Annotated in this window: 11 protein-coding genes, 1 tRNA gene and 3 pseudogenes; 8 read left to right on the top strand and 7 right to left on the bottom strand. The window is 59.4% G+C overall.

Annotated elements, in window-relative coordinates; genetic code table 11:
• The first annotated feature begins 36 nt into the window (after positions 1-36).
• Both QZ571_RS09390 and QZ571_RS09385 read left to right on the top strand, forming a co-directional pair.
• Positions 37-126: transfer RNA gene (locus tag QZ571_RS09390), tRNA-Ser, on the top strand.
• Between the two features lie 610 nt (positions 127-736).
• The gene (locus QZ571_RS09385; protein WP_295533778.1) at positions 737-4549 is read left to right on the top strand and encodes a hypothetical protein; all 3813 of its coding nucleotides are present in this window, start codon (positions 737-739) and stop codon (positions 4547-4549) included.
• Positions 4550-4833: 284 nt separating this feature from the next.
• Here the strand turns inward: QZ571_RS09385 and QZ571_RS09380 are convergent, their stop codons facing one another.
• From QZ571_RS09380 to QZ571_RS09365, 4 genes are all read right to left on the bottom strand, one after another.
• A complete protein-coding gene (locus QZ571_RS09380; protein WP_295533776.1) occupies positions 4834-6333 on the bottom strand; it encodes a DUF3987 domain-containing protein in 1500 nt (499 codons plus the stop codon).
• Positions 6330-6671: a toprim domain-containing protein gene (locus QZ571_RS09375; RefSeq protein ID WP_295533785.1), complete on the bottom strand. Its 342-nt coding sequence runs from the start codon at positions 6669-6671 to the stop codon at positions 6330-6332. Before QZ571_RS09375 ends, QZ571_RS09380 begins: the two co-directional genes overlap by 4 nt.
• Positions 6672-7358: 687 nt before the next feature.
• On the bottom strand, positions 7359-7544 hold the full coding sequence (locus QZ571_RS09370) for an AlpA family transcriptional regulator (protein ID WP_295533774.1): 186 nt from the start codon (positions 7542-7544) through the stop codon (positions 7359-7361).
• A 338-nt stretch (positions 7545-7882) separates the two neighbouring features.
• A complete protein-coding gene (locus tag QZ571_RS09365; RefSeq protein ID WP_295533772.1) occupies positions 7883-9133 on the bottom strand; it encodes a site-specific integrase in 1251 nt (416 codons plus the stop codon).
• A gap of 477 nt (positions 9134-9610) precedes the next feature.
• Here QZ571_RS09365 and QZ571_RS09360 point away from each other — a divergent pair, with 477 nt between their 5' ends.
• Positions 9611-10195 (top strand): hypothetical protein, encoded by a 585-nt coding sequence (locus QZ571_RS09360; protein ID WP_295533787.1) that lies wholly within the window; start codon positions 9611-9613, stop codon positions 10193-10195.
• Positions 10169-10489: pseudogene (locus QZ571_RS09355) on the top strand (hypothetical protein); the annotation flags it as partial. The gene QZ571_RS09360 and the pseudogene QZ571_RS09355, both read left to right, overlap by 27 nt.
• Before the next feature lie 101 nt (positions 10490-10590).
• On the opposite strand, the gene QZ571_RS09350 reads toward QZ571_RS09355, so the two are convergent.
• From QZ571_RS09350 to QZ571_RS09340, 3 genes and pseudogenes are all read right to left on the bottom strand, one after another.
• Entirely contained in the window at positions 10591-10755 is a 165-nt protein-coding gene (locus QZ571_RS09350) for a hypothetical protein (protein ID WP_295533770.1), read from the bottom strand.
• Positions 10752-11882 (bottom strand): annotated as a pseudogene (locus QZ571_RS09345) (YeeE/YedE thiosulfate transporter family protein). Before QZ571_RS09345 ends, QZ571_RS09350 begins: the two are co-directional and overlap by 4 nt.
• Complete coding sequence (locus QZ571_RS09340; RefSeq protein WP_295533768.1) at positions 11882-12823, bottom strand: sulfurtransferase; 942 nt, start codon at positions 12821-12823, stop codon at positions 11882-11884. The pseudogene QZ571_RS09345 and the gene QZ571_RS09340 overlap by 1 nt, the downstream one beginning before the upstream one ends.
• Before the next feature lie 706 nt (positions 12824-13529).
• Between QZ571_RS09340 and QZ571_RS09335 the strand changes: the two are divergent.
• The 4 genes and pseudogenes from QZ571_RS09335 to QZ571_RS09320 all read left to right on the top strand — a co-directional run bounded on the left by QZ571_RS09335 (position 13530) and on the right by QZ571_RS09320 (position 17186).
• Positions 13530-14500 (top strand): annotated as a pseudogene (locus QZ571_RS09335) (transposase).
• Between the two features lie 496 nt (positions 14501-14996).
• Positions 14997-15308, top strand: coding sequence for a virulence factor (locus QZ571_RS09330; RefSeq protein WP_295533766.1), 312 nt, complete (start codon positions 14997-14999; stop codon positions 15306-15308).
• 13 nt (positions 15309-15321) lie between these two features.
• Positions 15322-16206, top strand: a complete 885-nt coding sequence (locus QZ571_RS09325) for a methylenetetrahydrofolate reductase (RefSeq protein WP_295533764.1) — start codon at positions 15322-15324, stop codon at positions 16204-16206.
• Positions 16203-17186 (top strand): methyltetrahydrofolate cobalamin methyltransferase, encoded by a 984-nt coding sequence (locus QZ571_RS09320; RefSeq protein ID WP_295533762.1) that lies wholly within the window; start codon positions 16203-16205, stop codon positions 17184-17186. The genes QZ571_RS09325 and QZ571_RS09320 overlap by 4 nt, the downstream gene beginning before the upstream one ends.
• Positions 17187-17204: the final 18 nt, after the last annotated feature.

Raw genomic sequence — 17204 nt, 5'->3', positions numbered from 1 at the left:
ACCGCTAAATCCGCCCCACAGGAAGACCCCTGACGCGGAGAGGTGGCAGAGTGGTCGAATGCGGCGGTCTCGAAAACCGTTGTCGGTGAGAGCCGACCCAGGGTTCGAATCCCTGTCTCTCCGCCACTTACATCGTTCAATATGTTGTTTTTAAATCATAATATTGAACTCTTGGTTTTCTCTTCCCCCTTTTCCTCCCCCTAGCTGATTTGTACAAAGCGGTTGCTGAGCAACTCAAGCGAATGCCGATCAGCGTCAAAATCAGATGAGGACAGCGCCATACGCGCTCGCCATCTGTTAGCCGAATTTTCTAACTGCGGTATCCGGATGATTGCCCTAAGGGGGCGAGAATGCCCAACCAGATCAGCCATCCTTACGCGCTAGAGTAGATCACTGAGTTAAGCTTAGAGCAAACTCACATACGGGTCCGCGACATCATTGGAGCGAATGCAGGAAGGGCGGGATGCGGACCTTCGCTGCGCTCTCCACCAAGGTCGGCAACACGAACGAAGCAGAGCCTGTCGCGGATCGAGACCACTTTCTGAAAACAGATTATTCTTCATCCTACGAGCTCATTTTTTTGCCCGTTTTAATTGGACTGCTGACACGAACCTATGCTTAAAAGCTAACGCCTTGGCATGAGATCAACCACCCCGGCGACGTTATTCCTTCCAACCCTTTGCCGTTAGGTCATCTTGTCGTTTTGCCGACGATGCAGACAAATTAGAAAGGCAATATGTTTACAGTCCATCCTAACGAGATCAAAGATTTCACTGGAGACGAGCTCGTCGAGTTGTTGCGCCGTCTTCTTTACGCCGAAGCCCGCAATGCTAACGTTCCGCTGAGAGGCGTGGACGTTCCGCTCCAGATCACCGTCGCCGATGGCGGACAGGACGCAAGAATTGCCTGGACAGGTGGCGCAAAATCAACAAATTTTCCCCCAAGCTGCGACATCACCTTTCAATGCAAGGCGAAGGACGCGGGCGACGCTCAGTGGAAAAAAGAGGTTTGGACCAAACCCACCCAAAAGAATAAAGTTACGGCCAAAATTCTAAATGACTCTGTGCGGGATGTCCTCGCTCGCGGCGGTAGCTACATCGGCATTACTACCACGGCGCTCGTCGGCAACAAACCGGCGGATCGCGTCAACGCGATCAAGCAAGGTATCAAGACCGGCGGTGGTGACCCAACCAATCTCGCGATGGTCGATGTATACGAGGGAAATAAGCTCGCCGCGTGGGCGAGCGCGCACCCCGGCGTCGCTGTCTGGATCAAGCAGCGGCACTCTGCGATCGACCTTGCTGGCTTCTCGACTATCGATCATTGGGGCAAACGCGCGGACATCGCCGCGCCACCGTTCATTGAGAGCCCTGACCGCAAATTCTCGCTCGGCGCCCATGAGGCCGATGCGATCGAGTTTTCTCAACTCGCCGAGCGCCTCTTCGTCGAATTGGAAAAGCCTGGGGCTTCCGTTCGCATCTGGGGTGCCTCAGGAATCGGCAAGACCCGAGCACTGTATCATGCGCTTCGCACGGGCACTGGTCTACTCAAGGGACTTGCTGCCGCCAACTTTGTTTTCTGCGACTTTAGCCAGGTTGGAGATCGCCTCTGGGACGTAGCGAACCAGATCGTGAAGGAGGGCTCGGCCGCAGTTCTTGTCGTGGACGGATGCCCTCTCGATAAAGCTCGCGAACTGAACGCGCTCGCTCTTACTGAAGGTAGCCAGCTTCGCATCATCACCATCGGCGCCGACGGGCTCGAACATGATGATCAGTGCGTCATGGTTCGACCCTCCAAGGCCGATCGTACGACGATTAGGGGCATTCTTACGACCAAGCTAACCAAGGCCACGGCCGATGAACTTGACTATATCGCGGACCTTTGCGACGGGTTTCCTCGCATCGCTGTACTCGCCACCGAGAGCTACGAGAAAAGAGCGATCCTAAAGTCGGTCGACGATGTTGCACAGCAGATCATGGATGCGGTCGGTGCTGATCGCGAAACCGTGCGGGCGCTCGAATGCCTCTCGTTGTTCGACAGCCTTTTGCCCGATGAGGATCCAGCCGCCTTCGACAAACTCGCCGAGATGCTGGTTCATATGAAGGGTGAACTAATGTACGAGAATCTCGTCATCGCCACTCGGCAGCATCTGGTCGAACGCAATCATGGCGCGATGGTCGTTCAGCCCCGTCCGATCGCTAACTTCCTCGCGCTGCGCCGCCTCGATTATCTGCGCCCCTCAACATTGTTAGCGTTTCTGGATAGCGCGCCGTGTCATCACCGAGACGCCATGCTCACACGCTGGCGCTTCCTCGCGCGGTCCCGCACGCTGAGCGAGGCCATCCATTTACTATTGCGCACACGGTTCGCTGGCGCAAACATCGTCCAATCCGACGTCGCGCCCTATCTCAATGCTTTCGTTCATGTCGAACCTGATCGCACAGGGACATCCCTATACTTGGCGATTGCGCAAGTACCGCTTTCCGATGTCGAAAGAATTTACGTCACTGAAGAACTCGTTGACGCGCTGCGTCTTCTCGCCTCGCGCCAGAAGAGCTTCGGTCCCGCCGCGCAGATGGTTCTGCGTCTCGCGGCCGTCGCCCCTCTTGAGGGCTCACAGCCGATCTTGCAGCTATTACGCCAGCTCTTCCAGGTTGCGCTTGCAGGCTCGCAGGCTGATGATCGGCTCCGTCGTGTTGCCTTGGAGCAGGCACTGGACGAAGACGATCCGCGTATCCGCCGCGTTGGTGTCGAAGCGCTCGGAGCGATGATCCAAACCCATATCTCTCGGTCAGAACAGTTCGAGCAGATCGGCGCTGAAGCTTATCACCCGGAATGGGTGCCTGCCGATCACGGCACTATCAACGCCTATTTCGACTGGGCTCTCAAACGTCTGCTCGAACTATGGCGCAAGGACATCGAACTGCGTCGGGTTATCGAAGAGCATGTCGCGGGCGACATCCGTAATCTCCTCTCGCCAAGTCTTTTGCCCACCCTTGAGATATTCGTCAAAGAAGTGATCGCACACTCTGGTCATTGGTTTGACGCCACTCACGGGATCGGTGACTGGCTCTATTTCGATCGGCCCGAAGAACCGAATGAATTCTCGCTCGCTGTGCGAACGCTGTTCGACGCAACCCTACCGACCGACCCGGTTGATCTGGTCCGCCTCTATAGCCGCTTCTGGAGGGCGGACCTGCACGATCCCGCGAACCACTACAACAAGGATCAGGTGGACCCGGACTACGAATATTCGGCGCGTCGCGTGCAAGAACTTGCGCCAGTGATCGCGAGAAATCCGAAGCAGCTTTCCCGCGCCATCCACGCCATGGCGACGGAAGAGATGAATGCGCCACAGGACTTTGCGAACGCCTTGGCCCCGGAATTGCAGGACCCTTTGGATACGTTCGAGCAAGCCGTCACTGCCTTAGATGAGAGCGGCACACAGGCAGGCGTCAACTTTGTCGCCTCCCTTCTATCGGCCCTCGATTACCACCTTCGCAATAAGCCAGACGGCGTCGGTAAGCTTGAAACCATTGCCAAGACATCGAAGGTCCTCGCTGCCAATCCGATGTATATTATGAACTCGCTCCGCGTCACTGATGATCGCCTCAACAATCTCGCGAACGACGTTCGCGACGGCAGAGTGACGCCGGCTCAGAGTGTCTCGGTTTCCTATGGACGTCGCCTCGAGGAAGTCGGTCACGCTGCCCTTTCAACGTTTATCGAGGCGCTCGTTGAGCGTGGCTCTGACGGAGGAGCATGGGCTGCACTCGAGATCTTGTCCCTGTATACACACGGCCAGAAGATTCTTCCGCCCAAAATCGTCGATCTGGTAAAGTTTACGATCCTTTCACCATCGATCACCGAAGAAGCAGATGGCAATTCTACCATGGCCGATCATTCCTACGATCGGTTACTCCGTTTGGTCGACGCCTCTGACGGGATCGACGAAACCTTCGCTCGTAGGTTTGCCGATCAGCTTGTGTTTACCTGCCGAACCTCAGGATCGAGACGCCGCGGTCCTCCGGAGGTGCTACGCGGTGCCCTCGATACTATAATTCAACGCGCTCCGGCTGCAGTCTGGCCTGTACTCGCAAGCTTTTACGAGATCGCAACACGGGTCGAACGTGATCGGATGAACGCCATCACTTCCGCTACCAAGCCCTTCGCAAGTGACCTCTCGCGCGTCGGCGCTGGAGCCCTATTCGATATCCCGATCGAACTGTTGCTTGAATGGGTTGAGGTCGATCCGGATGGTCGCATTGCATTTCTCCTTACCTTCTTCCCGATACTCGAACAGAAGAGCGGCAAATGGACCTGGCACCCCGCGCTCCAGAACCTCGCTAACCTGTATGGCGACAGAAAGAGGTTCCGTGATGCTTTGCGCCAGCGCATATATCCCAACTCTTGGAGCGGCTCGCTGAAACCACATCTACTGATCTTCACAGAGCCGCTCGCTTCTTGGAGTAGTAATGCGGTCCTCGGTGACTGGGCGGCTACAATGCTGGACGGTGTGAACCGCTCTTTGGAGAGCGAAATCTATTGATGAGTTGATCCGGGAGCGGTCATTGGTTTTGCGTAATGCGAACGGCAACTCCGGGCCGCAAACTCCAGTTGACCCGCCGCTTCCGTTACCACACTTGCTTTGCAAATCTCGCTTTCTGCGCATCGCTGTCCGTCGTGCATGGCGCAGCGAAGCGCCCAACCCGCCCTCCTTCACTCCGGCCCTAAGCCTCCCTGACAAAACCGACTTAACCGACAAAACCCCGCTTCGCGCGCTAGTTTCCAAGGTTTTGTCAGTTTAGTCGGTTTTGTCAGCGACCACATTGGTCAAAGGGACGGATGCAAGACGGCCGGATTGACAGCAAATAGCTTGACTGGCCGCCCGCCCTTGGGGCTGGGTGCGCCTTCGACAGCACGGACAACCTCCGCTTCCACTAACACGCCAAGCGCGCGGTCCAATTCCGCCGCCGTCGTCAGGCCCTTGCGGTCCAGGCGCAAGACTTCGCGCGATGTGAAGCGCTCCCATCCTTGCTTCCGGATCAAGGTCAACAGCTGCCTTGCAGCGCGTTCGGCTTTGGAGTGGCTCGCATCGGCATAGGCACGCCGCGCCATTGGCAGGGCGTAAGTCTCGATGAACAGAGCCGCCCGGTCAAACGCATCGGGTTCGATCTCAAGAGGCTCGGCCTCTTGCCTAGTGAGCCAATCCAGATAGGTCAGGATCAGCGACAACCGCACGGCCAACCCCGGCAGCTTGCCGATGAAGGAGAGCAGCAAGCCCTCTGCGTTGCCCTCCCACGCACGTATCGCTTGGCGCAAACTGTCGAGCCGGTCGCGCGCTCCATCCGTGAAGGGCAAAAAGCATGACACCAACTCGTCGCGTTCATTGACCGGCATGTTGAGCCGGTGCAGGCGCAGCAGTGCCCCCTCGATAAAGCCTTCATCCGGCAGACGTTCGGGACGGCGGATCGGGGCCGGATCAGGCCAGAGCGGCAAAAAACGGGCAAGCAAGCCGTCATCGTCGGATTTCAGCAAGAGCGAGCGCAGCCGATCAGGCTGAATGCCTCCCAAGACACCGATAGAGAGACGATCCACATGGACCGGCGGGCGGCCCATGCGCTCGACCGTGTGGCCACGCCCGCCATAGGCTTCCAGCCAGAACGGCCGATCCGAGCCGCCGCCTGCATAGCGGGTCATGCCGTGTAACCATCCGGCCAGCTCGTCGCGGGTCAGCAGCGTCCCGCGTGGTTGCTCGGCCAGGATGACCGCCAGCCGCTCGACAGTCGCATCGGCAATTGCAAGGCGGGGCAGAAATGGCTCAGGGCCGGGATTGGCTTCGCCAGGTCGGGCGGGTGCGTCCTCGCCGTCCTTCATCGCGCGCTTTGCGGCCTCCTTCCAGGTGCTCTCCGCGATCTTGGCAAGCTCGGCCGCCTCTAACCAGCTCGCTCGCTTCACCTCGACCTCACGACGCAACTCGCGCTCGACGCGGCCCAACGGAGTGAGCACTGCGTCAAGGCCGGGGGATTTGTTGCTCGATGGATTTCCGATAGCCATCGTCCACAGCACAGGCGGCTCGGCCCAGCCCGCCCAGGGCATCGCCCATCGGGCATTGCCGATGGCCGCCCCCACCGCAGGCAAAAGCGCGGCGAGGACGTAATCAGGTGGCGCAGACTTGGACTCAGCCGCTCGTGTGATCCACTCGGCCCAACGGGAGCCGAAGACTTGGGTCAGTGGCAGCGTGGGCGGAGGCGGAACCTCATCGCGCAAGAAGCGCGGCGCAGGCATGGGCCAGTCGGGCGTGAACGGGTGCAACGGGAGGGCCTGCATCATGTCCGCACCGCCTTTCCGGTTAGCACGTCATTCCAGTCAAACCCCGTAGGCGCAGGCAACATCGAGACGCGCCAGCCAAGCGCATGCGCGCGGTTTGCCAACGCCTCGGCCGCCGCATGCCCCACCGGATCTCCATCCGCCGCGATGATCAACTCGCCCGGAACAGGTGGCAAGACTAAGTTCTTCATTCCCGGCGCGCTCAGCGCCGCCCAGACCGACGCGGCACCGGATAAGAGGCCACTGAGAAGCGAAAGGCCGGTTTCTATTCCCTCGCTCACGACAAGCGGACCGGGGGCCTTTGATAGATGGACCGCGCCCCCGTTCGCCGGGCCAAGCATGGCCTTGGCGGGGGAGATCGGAGCCTTTGCGCTGCCATCGTCCTTTATATAGATGCGGTGAACGGCGACGGCTTTTCTATCAGTAATATCTATAGAAGAGACGAGCGCCGGGCAGCGCCCTGCGTTTTGGTGCCAACACTCCCTTAGATACCGTAGAGTGAGCGGCAGCGCACAGGTTATGCCGCGCCCCCTTAGATAGGTTTCGGCCGGGGTGCCCGCGATGGGGCTGGCCGCGTTCCAGATGCTCGCGGCCAGCTGCCTGCGTTTGACTGCATCGGATTGCTCGATGGCTTTACGCTGGGCTCGGCATATTGGCCCGATCGCTCGAAAGCCGCGATTGCCATTGATAATCCCGTGCGTGCGTAGCGCCCCCATTATGTCATGAAAGTCGCAGCCTGCATGGCAGTGCAGAAGCAGTCGCCCCTCGGCCCCGTCGGAGATACTGAGGCTGGGGCTGTGATCCTCATGGGCGGGGCAGCATGCACTGCCTGAACCGCCTGACCATCGACCGCCCAAGGCTGCGGTAATTGTGCGAGCATCGGTCACTAGCTGCCCTCCCGTGCGATATGCTTGGGGTGCGCGGCCAAGTCTGGGATTTTCACGACCCTGAGCGCCAGGTGACTGGGCGCGCGGGCTCGGGTGTCAGCGTTGCAGACGTTCTTAGAATTCTCATTTATTTGCATTGCTTTACACCGCGTTCTTGATGCGATCTGCAAGCCAGGTGTGAAGGTCCGCCTCGCGCCAGCCGACCGCGCGCTTGCCCAGCTTGACCGGCTTGGGAAAGCTGCCTTCGGCCATCATCGCATAAAGGGTGGAGCGCGACAGACCGACCAATTTTTCAACGTCGGGGCGGCGATAAATACGTGTTTGCATGGAACATGCCTCGATGAATGCCCGGGCAGTTTTCTTTGACCCAGGGCGATATCGGCAGTATCGACAAGACAGGGTTAGCTCAAAAATCCTGACTTCTCGTCGGTTCCGGTGTTAGCGCATCGGAGCCGACACGCGCCGCCAACTGCCTGTAAGCGCCGCATACATCCAGATGCGCCACTCTGAGCCCTTCGGTCAAACGCCTCCCGTCGCAGGCAAAACTCACATATAAATCAATGGGTAATTTGAATCTCTGGGGGAATATCTAAACTTTTGGGCTGTTTTCATGACTTTTGCAGGAATTGATCACATGGGTGTGATCGAAACGCATTCGTGCAAAATCAACGATCTAGAGGGCTTCCTTTAAGTAGAAACTGCTCCCATCGCGCCATCATGCGGCGACGGCGATCCAGCATGTCCGAGCGTCGATAGGCACGCTCGACAGCGCTTCCCGGCTTATGGGCCAGAGCAAGCTCTGCAAGGATATCATTCTCGTCTGCCTCCGCCGCCCAATCGCGAAACGTGGAGCGAAGCCCGTGCGGCACGGCCGGGCGTCCAGAGCGCGTATCGATAAACCCGGGCTGATCGGCCTTCGCTTCCGCCTCTTGCATGCGGCGCATGACTGCGGAGATCGACATGTCGGACAGCATGCCCCCTTGAGGCGCAAAAAAGACATAGGGAGAGCGTTCCAATCGGGGAAGCCCAGTCAGAAGCGAAACGGCCCCATTGGTGAGCGGCTCACGATGCTCCCGCCGCGCCTTCATCCGCTCTGCGGGGATAACCCAAAGGGCCGCATCAAGGTCCACTTCGTCCCACGTCATGCCCCGGACCTCGCCCGACCGCGATGCGGTCAGACAGGCGAACTGCAAAGCGCGCGCAGCCATCCCATCACGCGCCGACAGCGCGGCCCACCATCGGGGCGCATCCTTGAGCGAGAGCGCGGGGAAATTCTGCGCGCTCTTCACCTTGCTCGGCTTGGGTAGCATTTCCGAAAGGTTGCCCTTCCATCGCGCGGGGTTCTCGGTCTCGCGCAACTCGCTCGCTATTGCCCAAGAAAAGACCGCCTCGATGCGTTGGCGCAAACGGGTCGCCGTTTCAGTTTTGGTTTCCCAGATCGGCTCTAGCACGCGCAACACGTCGGCCGGTGCGATCTGACTGATAGGATATGTGCCGATCACAGGCACAGCGTAGGTGTCGAGTGTCGAACGCCATTGCTTGCGATGTTTCTCGCTGCGGAATTCGCTGAGCTTCGCATCCAGATACTTCTCGACCACCTGGGCGAAGTTGAGCGCCTCGGCATGCACCTTGCGCTTCTCTGTGAGGGGATTGCCGCCAAGACGCACCAAGCGTTTGTTCTCGAACGCCTTCTCCCGGGCTTCCGCAAGGCTGACGACAGGCGGGCTCCCGACGCCGAGCTCATGCCGCTTGCCGCCAAAGGTGATGCGCTGAACCCAAAACTTCCCGCCAGTCTTGTCCACGCGCAGGAACAGCCCTGTGCCATTTCCGTCATGGTATTTGCCCGGCTCTTTAATGTTCCGAACGAAGGCCGCCGTCAGAGGTTTGCCCTTGCGTGTTTTTTCGGAATCGAACATCTCACTTCCCCCAATCCTTCCCCCTGAAAATGCCGGATACTCCCGGAATCAGCAAGAAGAACTCGGAACACGAATTCGTTTTTTATGAAGTTTTTCATATCATTATAGGAATTCATGGGATCAGCGTGGAAGTGGGCATGGCTGCCTGTCTCTCCGCCATCTCACCATAAGTCTTTATTTTCACTTAAAAACCAAAAACTTACGGGGTAAGTTTTTCGACCGTCACCACATATCATCACCACAGGTTTGACGCGAAAAAAGTGCTTCGTTTGCGCGAGCGTCTTGTGACGCAGCCCAACTCAAGCGGTTTGCTATCGCTGGATTGAGACACATGAACCGTCGGATTCCCAAAAGGTCTCCTGCGAGAGCTAGGCTATCCCAAATGAAAAATTTGCTAGAGATTTACCGAAGCATTTACTCCCCCGAGAAAATCGTTGCGCCCCCAAGGCTTGATCCCCACTGCTCTGCTCCCCAAGCTTGGGCCGCCGGAAACTAGATTTTTCCGGTGATCCTCCGCTTCCTAACTATAGCGGCGGACCAATTCAGTGGGGGAGGATCACGCTCGAAGGAACGCCAGATCTGGCGTTCTCGACCATCGATTTGTTTCGCCGCGACCTGACGAGCGAAAGCCGACGCCGCATCGTCGCACGCGAGTTTAAGGACCTTACCGGTCGGGAGACCGTCTCTGCTTTCGATCTCGAAACACTGATGAACCTGCTGATCTCGGGCAAGCGTGCGGCTTGGGCGGGCCACGAGGCTGCGTTGGAGCCGATTGAAACGCTCGCGGATGCTCTTTCCTCGCAGACTTCATCCGTGCTTCTCGGGCACATGCCCTGTACGCCGACGCAAAGTGCAGCTTGCGAGGCACCGCACGTTCTCTCCGCTCCCCCGCACCTCGACCCTTCCATTCCCGCTGTTATCGAGCGCTTAGTCGCGATGAAACGCGAGGAAGGCATCGAGGAGAAGACCCTGCGCCAGTATCGCAGCTTCGGAGACCTCTTAACCCTTCTGAGCGGCATCACGGACATTCGCGAAATCCGTCGCAACGGCCGCGCCTGGTAAGAAGACTGCCCCGCAGCATTGGCGCGAAACGAGGTTCTGCGCGCGACGCGACACCTCGGAAGAGCACTCTGGAAGAAGTGGGCCGGCGACCATGTCCGAAGTCGGGTCGAGGCGAACCCTCTCATGGTTTGCAAGCAAACCACTGCCGGGCAGTAGATGAACTGCCTGAAGAGCTTTGGCGAGAGGATCATGCCACGAGATCCGGATTGTCAGATCGCCGAAATCCAGATCCGCATCGCCCTCATGAACCGCTTCAACGCGCTCGGCACCGCCGAGATCAAGGCCGTTGCCTGAAGTCGGAAGGCCGAGGGGAAATTCCATCCTCTACCGGAATAACGCAACAACGCCGATCACCAATCACTAATCACCATTGCCCGGCACCACATCAACGTGACCTACTTTGGCAGCGCGCCACAAAACCCGCCCGCTGCGACTTGCCCCGACCCCAATGCAAAAAGCGCTGGCGCTTGATAGGGGTTCAAGGGTGTGAAAAACTGATCAAACGCAACCAGCAATACCAGCCCTGCGACGGCGAGAGCGGCGGTGAAACGACGTGTCATGTGCGCGCCTCCAACCCCAAGATCGGACGCAGTCGAATGCCAACAAACGCACCCGCGAAGGCTGCGATAAACCAGACCCAGCCATGCAAACTGCCCGTCGAGATCCCGGAAAAGAACGCGCCGACATTGCAACCAAAGGCCAAGCGTGAAGAATAGCCCAGCAACAACCCCGCGATGATCGTTGCGATCCATGCGCGCGCTGGATAGCGCGGCAAGGATTGTGACAGACCGCCTTGACGCCAGCTTGCCACGCCAAAAGCGCCTGCAATCAGCCCAATATTGGTAAGCGAGGTGTAATCGGTCAGCAGGCTTTGCTGAACGCGCGTCACCGAGCCGGGTGCTGCCCAAAACGCAGAGCCCGACAGATCAGCGCCCATCGCCGTTGCCCCTTTGGCAACCCACAGGCCAAGACCGTAGACCACTCCCCACGGTTGGCCCGCGACGACAAGGTTCGCAATCGAAAGCCCCGCCAAAATCAGTGCCGCAATCACATAGCGCGCAGGGAGGCGGCGGCTGCCGGGTTTGCCCAGCATAAAGAACAGCGCTGCCGTCATTGCCAAAGCGATCAGCGTGATCGTCAGCCCCGTAGTGCCCGTCAGCGTCAAGATCGGCAGCGCGCCCAAGTTGGTCCACCAGATCAGCCCGTAGGCTCCGGCAAAGCTGCCAATCGCAAAGAATGGCAGCGCCAGCAGCCCGATTGGATTGCCCGAGCCCGCATTGACCAGCGTGCCCGATCCGCATCCCAACACCACCTGCATCGCCGCACCAAAGACAAAGGCGCCCCCGACCATCGCAAAGCCAATCGGGGCTTGTGCGCCGGTCAACTCACCGGGATGCGCGGCAAGCAAAGGGATTGCGACGATGGACACCAGCGCAATCGCCAAAAGCTAGGCTAGAATGCCCGCCGGTTCGCGCCGCAAGATCATCGCGCGCCACGGACCGGCAAAGCCGAACCTTAGCCCCTCCAGCGTGATCCCAAAGCCCAGCCCAATCGCCAGCAGTAGCGCATAGCGTGCGCCACCAAACAGCGCCAATGTCGCGATCGCGATCAGCGCCGCAAGGATCAGCGCGCTGCGGCCGGGGATCGCGCGCGCTGTCCCGGTTTGTGTGATAGCAGCGGTCGTCATCAGTTGCCGCCCCGCAGTTGATTGAGGAAGTTGGCAATCAGGCCGGGCGTGTTGGCCATTTCGCCGTCAGTGGCGGAATATTCAACCATCGAGCCGGGATAGAGTTTGACGTTGTCGATACCCGCCAACTCGGAGAGCGCAAACCAATCGGTCGCCGCCCAATGCCCGGTATTGCAAAACGACACGACCTCATCGCCATCCTGAATGCCAAGTTTCGCCTTGAGGGCGGTGACATCGGGTTTGGGCGCGATTGCGGTGGCACCGGGGCTGAAGAATTGGGAATAGGGCAGGTTTTGTGCGCCGGGCAAGGTTCCAGGCCGCGCGGCTGCATCGTGCATTTTCTTACCCTCGAAGAAGGGCGTGGGGCGCGCATCGACCAGAATCGCTTTGGCTTGCCCTTCGACAATCTGGTTCACCGCTGGAGTATTCGCGGTCCAGGCGTTATTCCATTGGATCGACAGCTGCGTGGGGGCGGGCGTGACGGGGGTGGTGGAAAACGCGAACCCCGCATTCGCCCAGTTGCTCGCTCCGCCATTCAGGATCGAAAGATCCTTGAAGCCGGAACTTTTCAGCGTCCAATAGACCCGCGCAGCCGCGCCGAAATCGCTGTCGGTATCGCCTTGGGACACCACCACGACCGGGCGATCAAGCGTCAGCCCCAAGCGCTCATAAGATGCCTCCAACTTGTCGAGTGCGGGAACCTGACCCGGATCATTGCTAGGGCCGCGAAACAGCCCGTAAGGGGCAGAAATCGCCCCTTCAATATGGCCCGCATCATACCCTTTGGCGCGAATATCCAAGATGATGGGGGCCGTGCTTGCAAGCCCCGCTTTCAGTTGGGACGGCGTCACAAGCGGGCCAAAGCTTGAAGCCATCGCGAGGGTTGCGCAAGCGGCGTATGCGGCAAAGCTTGCCCCAATCGAAAATGCAAAGCGTCTCATGTTAACATCCTTTGGGGTGCGTGGAGTTTATTCCAAATCAATCATAATTCATGGCATTTCAAGGAACGATTCGCGCCCACACCCTCCATCATCGCGGAAAATATTCACCTCGATTGACCAGTTCGGTCTATCGTTCTGAGTTTGAGGATAGGGCTGGAACACAAGTGCATATTTCACGCGATCTATGGGCTTGTATTCTTTTCGCCCGGCGCCGGATTTGTTATTAATTATGCGCTTAAACACTCGTTTTTCGAACCAATTGTGCTTGAAACTCTCCCAACGGCGCGGGCCAGTTCATGCCGGTTATTCCTAAGTCTCCCCGTGATTCGCAGTAACGTCAGTCAGTGTTCTGGGCTTTGTTCATGATGTGACCGCCCTCCCCTGCGTGACGATCTGGAACGGAGGACGGTTACAGTATCAGATCCGATGAGGTGGAAAGCCGGGCGGCCACCCAGCGTGATGCCGATCCCGCTTCGCACCCCATAAGCGACCGCTAGCTGCGTCGAGCCGATCGACAGCACGACTAAAACCACCCAAACGCGGATCAATAGCTCAGAAAGCATCGGTTAGTGCCGGAAATCATCAGGTTTGAGCTCGTCTGGAACCCAAAGAAGAAACGCGCGAAAGTTGGTGATGCCCTGAGGGGCGGCATATCAAGGCGGTGTCGGGTCGCCGTCAATTCTCTGCTGAGAAAAGGATATGCCACATGTCAGAGACGACGATCACCCAGGTGCCCGATCCATCGGGAGTTCGCTCCGACCCATTCACGGACGTGCTCCGCGATGGAGCGCGCAAGCTGATCGAACAGCCGATCTAGGCGGAACTGGCTTTGCTCATGAACGCCTTTTCCGGGGAAAGGCTCGAAGATGGGCGGGCAGGCCTGGTGCGGCACGATCTCCTGCCGGAACGCGAGGTCATGACCGGTATTGCTCCGGTGCCCGTGAAGGTGCCGCGCGTGCGCAATCGCGGCTTCGGCGATGACAAGAACACGTTCACGCCCAGCATCCTGCCGCGGCATCTGCGCAAGGCGGAATCGGTCCAGGAACTGCTGCCGTGGCTCTCGCTCAAGGGCGTGTCTACAGGCGATTTTACCGAGGCGCTGGAGGTGCTGCTCGATCTGAAGCGCCGCAGCCTGAAGCAAGCCCCCAAACTGGCCATTCGCGACGGCGCACTTGGTTTTTGGACGGCGCTGCGCGAGGTGTTCACCACGACGCAGAAAAAACGGTGCTGGGTCCACAAGACGATAAACGGGCTGAACGCGATGCGAAATCCATGCAGGCCAAGGCAAAGGCACACCTGCACGCCATTTGGCAGGCCGAGACGAAAGCCAACGCCGCCTTCGATTTCTTCGTCGATACTTACGGCGTTAAAGGGGAGAAGGCGGTCGCCAAGCTGATCAAGGACCGCGACGCGCTGCTGACCTTCTAGGATTATCCGGCGGAACACTGGAACCACATCCGGACGTCGAACCCGATCGAAAGCACCTTCGCAACGGTCCGGCAGCGCACGAAACGCACCAAGGGGGCCTAAGCTGCAAGACCGGCTTGGCCATGGTGTTCGAGCTATTGATGTCGGCGCAGAAGAAATGGCGCAAACTCGAGGGCCAGAACCGCCTGCCCGAGATCATCCAGGGGGGAGTTCCGCGACGGGCTCCTCCAACTTGAAGCCGCCGCCTGATCAGGCGTCACCAGCTTTTGCGCATGTCTCACCACTGTTTCATGAGCCTTGCAGATGCCCTCGAAAAGCTGGAGGACTGGCCCCTCTCAGCGAATGCATGCATTCGCCTGCCGGGCAACAGTAGAACCTCGACGAAGATCGCCCCCCATAGCGCGACGACGCTACCAGCCCATCCTCGTGAAACAGCCGAAAAAGTCCAGCTTCCGGTGGTCCAACGTTGGCGAGCAGCGCACGCCCCCAAAACGGTCAACATGAGAGTCGCCGTCCGTCCGCGCGTGACGATCTGGTCTCGCCTGTGCCCATAGGAATGCCCCCGCGCGTCAGTTGAGCGCCGCTCATCTTCTTCCCCCGGATTTTTCCGATCCCGGACGGTGGCCCCGGTGCCACGCAAGCTGCTAGACATGCCCTGCGCGTCGGTCCTTTGCGACGGAATGTCGAAATCGCACCGCGCGCGGGCGCAAAACATGCGCACACTTGGGCATAGGAGAGAGTCGATATGGCACAGATCACCCTTGTTTATTGGCGCGACATCCCGGCCCAAATCATTGCGGGCAAGGGACGGCGCGGGGTCAAAAAGCCCCTGCCCGAGCGCTTTGAACAGGCGATTGACCGCGCCGCTATGAAGATCGGGGCGCGCGATAGTGACAGCTATCTGGCCGAGTGGCGCAAAGTGGCTGCGGGCGAAGAGCCGGGCGATGATGCGGATGCGGCCGAGGCAGTGCTGGCGCGTATTCTCTCGGATTATGACGACGCGCGGTTGCGCACGCTGATTGCCAATGACGGGTGGAACACTCCACCCGCGCCCTGAGGGAGAGATGCGAATGGCCTTGGTAAATTTCCGCCGTGAGGCGCCGCGCCAGCCGGTGAACGCCCAGATGGCGGCATTGCTGGAGGGTGCCTCGATCGAACTGATGCCGCGCACGGCCGCCAAGGTCGAGAGCTTCGGCGATCTGCTGCCCCAAGGCACCCGTGTCTATATCGCCCATATCGAGGGCACACCGTTTGATGAGATGCTCACCACCGCGCGCCGCCTGCGCGATGAGGGCTTTGTGCCGATGCCCCATTTCCCCGCCCGGATCATTCGCGATGCCGCGCAACTTCGTGATTGGGTCGCGCGCTACACCGGTGAGGCTGGCGTTAATCAGGCACTGATTTTGGGCGGCGGTGTGAAGCAACCTGTGGGCGATTTCCACTGCGCGATGCAGCTGATCGAAACCGGCGCGTTTGACGGCTTTGCCCGTCTGCACGTTGCAGGCCACCCAGAGGGCAACCGCGATATCGACCCCGCAGGTGGCGAGGCCGAAGTGATGGCCGCGCTGCGCCTCAAACAGGATTTCGCCAATCGCTCTGATGCCGATATGGCGATTGCAACGCAATTCGCCTTCGAGGCTGGCCCGATCCGCGACTGGGCCGCGCGGCTATCAGCGAACGGGATCACCCTGCCGATCCATCTCGGGGTAGCAGGCCCCGCCAAGCTGCAAACGCTGGTGAAATTCGCCATTGCCTGCGGTGTGGGCCCGTCGCTTAAGGTGTTGCAAAAGCGTGCCCGCGACGTGACCAAGCTGCTGCTGCCCTTTGAACCCACCGAATTGCTGGCCGATCTGGCCGCCAACCGCCCCGACAATATCGAATCCGTGCATTTCTTCCCGCTGGGCGGTATCACCGCCTCAGCCAACTGGATTGCCCAACAAAGAGGCCATGAATGACCCGCACCGTCCTTGAATCGAAATCCAAGACCGTCACCATCGGCTTTGACGAGCCCTTCTGCGTGATCGGCGAGCGGATCAACCCCACCGGGCGCAAGAAACTGGCCGCCGAACTGGAGCTGGATGATTTCTCGACCGTCGAGCGCGACGCGATTGAACAGGTGGCCTGCGGGGCCTCGGTGCTCGATATCAACTCAGGCGCGGTGTTCACCAACCGCATGGCCTCTGATCCGCGCTATGCCGACAATAACTTTGTCGAGCCGCCCCTGATGCGTGAGCTGTGTGCACGCGTGCAGGCGCTGGTCGATGTGCCGCTGTGCATCGACAGCTCGGTTCCTGCCGCACTCAAGGCCGGGCTTGAGGCCTGCGAGGGCCGCCCGCTGGTCAATTCCGTGACCGGCGAGGAAGAACGCCTTGAAACCGTGCTGCCGTTGATTGCGAAATACAACGTGCCAGTGGTGGCGATTTCCAACGACGACACCGGCATTTCCGACGATCCCGAAGTGCGCTTTGCTGTCGCCAAAAAGATCGTCCAGCGCGCGGCTGATTTTGGCATCAAGCCTTGCGATATCGTGGTCGACCCGCTGGTCATGCCGATTGGCGCCAAGGCCACTGCGGGACGTCAGGTGTTTGAACTGGTCGCCAAGCTGCGCGATGAGCTGGGCGTAAACACGACCTGCGGCGCGTCCAACATTTCCTTTGGTTTGCCCGGGCGTCATGGCATCAACGCCGCCTTCCTGCCGATGGCGATTGGTGCCGGGATGACCAGCGCGATCATGAACCCGGTGCGTCCCGCGGAAATGGAGGCCGTGCGCGCCGCCAACCTGCTGATGAACCACGATGATAACGGCGCGGACTGGATCCGCTTTGCGCGCATTCTTGAGGCGATGAAAGAGGGCGCGACCCTGGCCGAGGCCTCGGCCGCGGCGGGGGCCAGCACGCGTGGCGGGCGCTCGGGCCGTCGTCGCGCACGCGTCTGAACAAGGGCTGCGCCGGGC

Source organism: uncultured Thioclava sp. (assembly GCF_913064665.1).
Taxonomy (GTDB): domain Bacteria; phylum Pseudomonadota; class Alphaproteobacteria; order Rhodobacterales; family Rhodobacteraceae; genus Thioclava; species Thioclava arctica.
The sequence above is the reverse complement of the archived record's forward strand: the minus strand, read 5'-3'. Positions and strand labels throughout refer to the sequence as shown.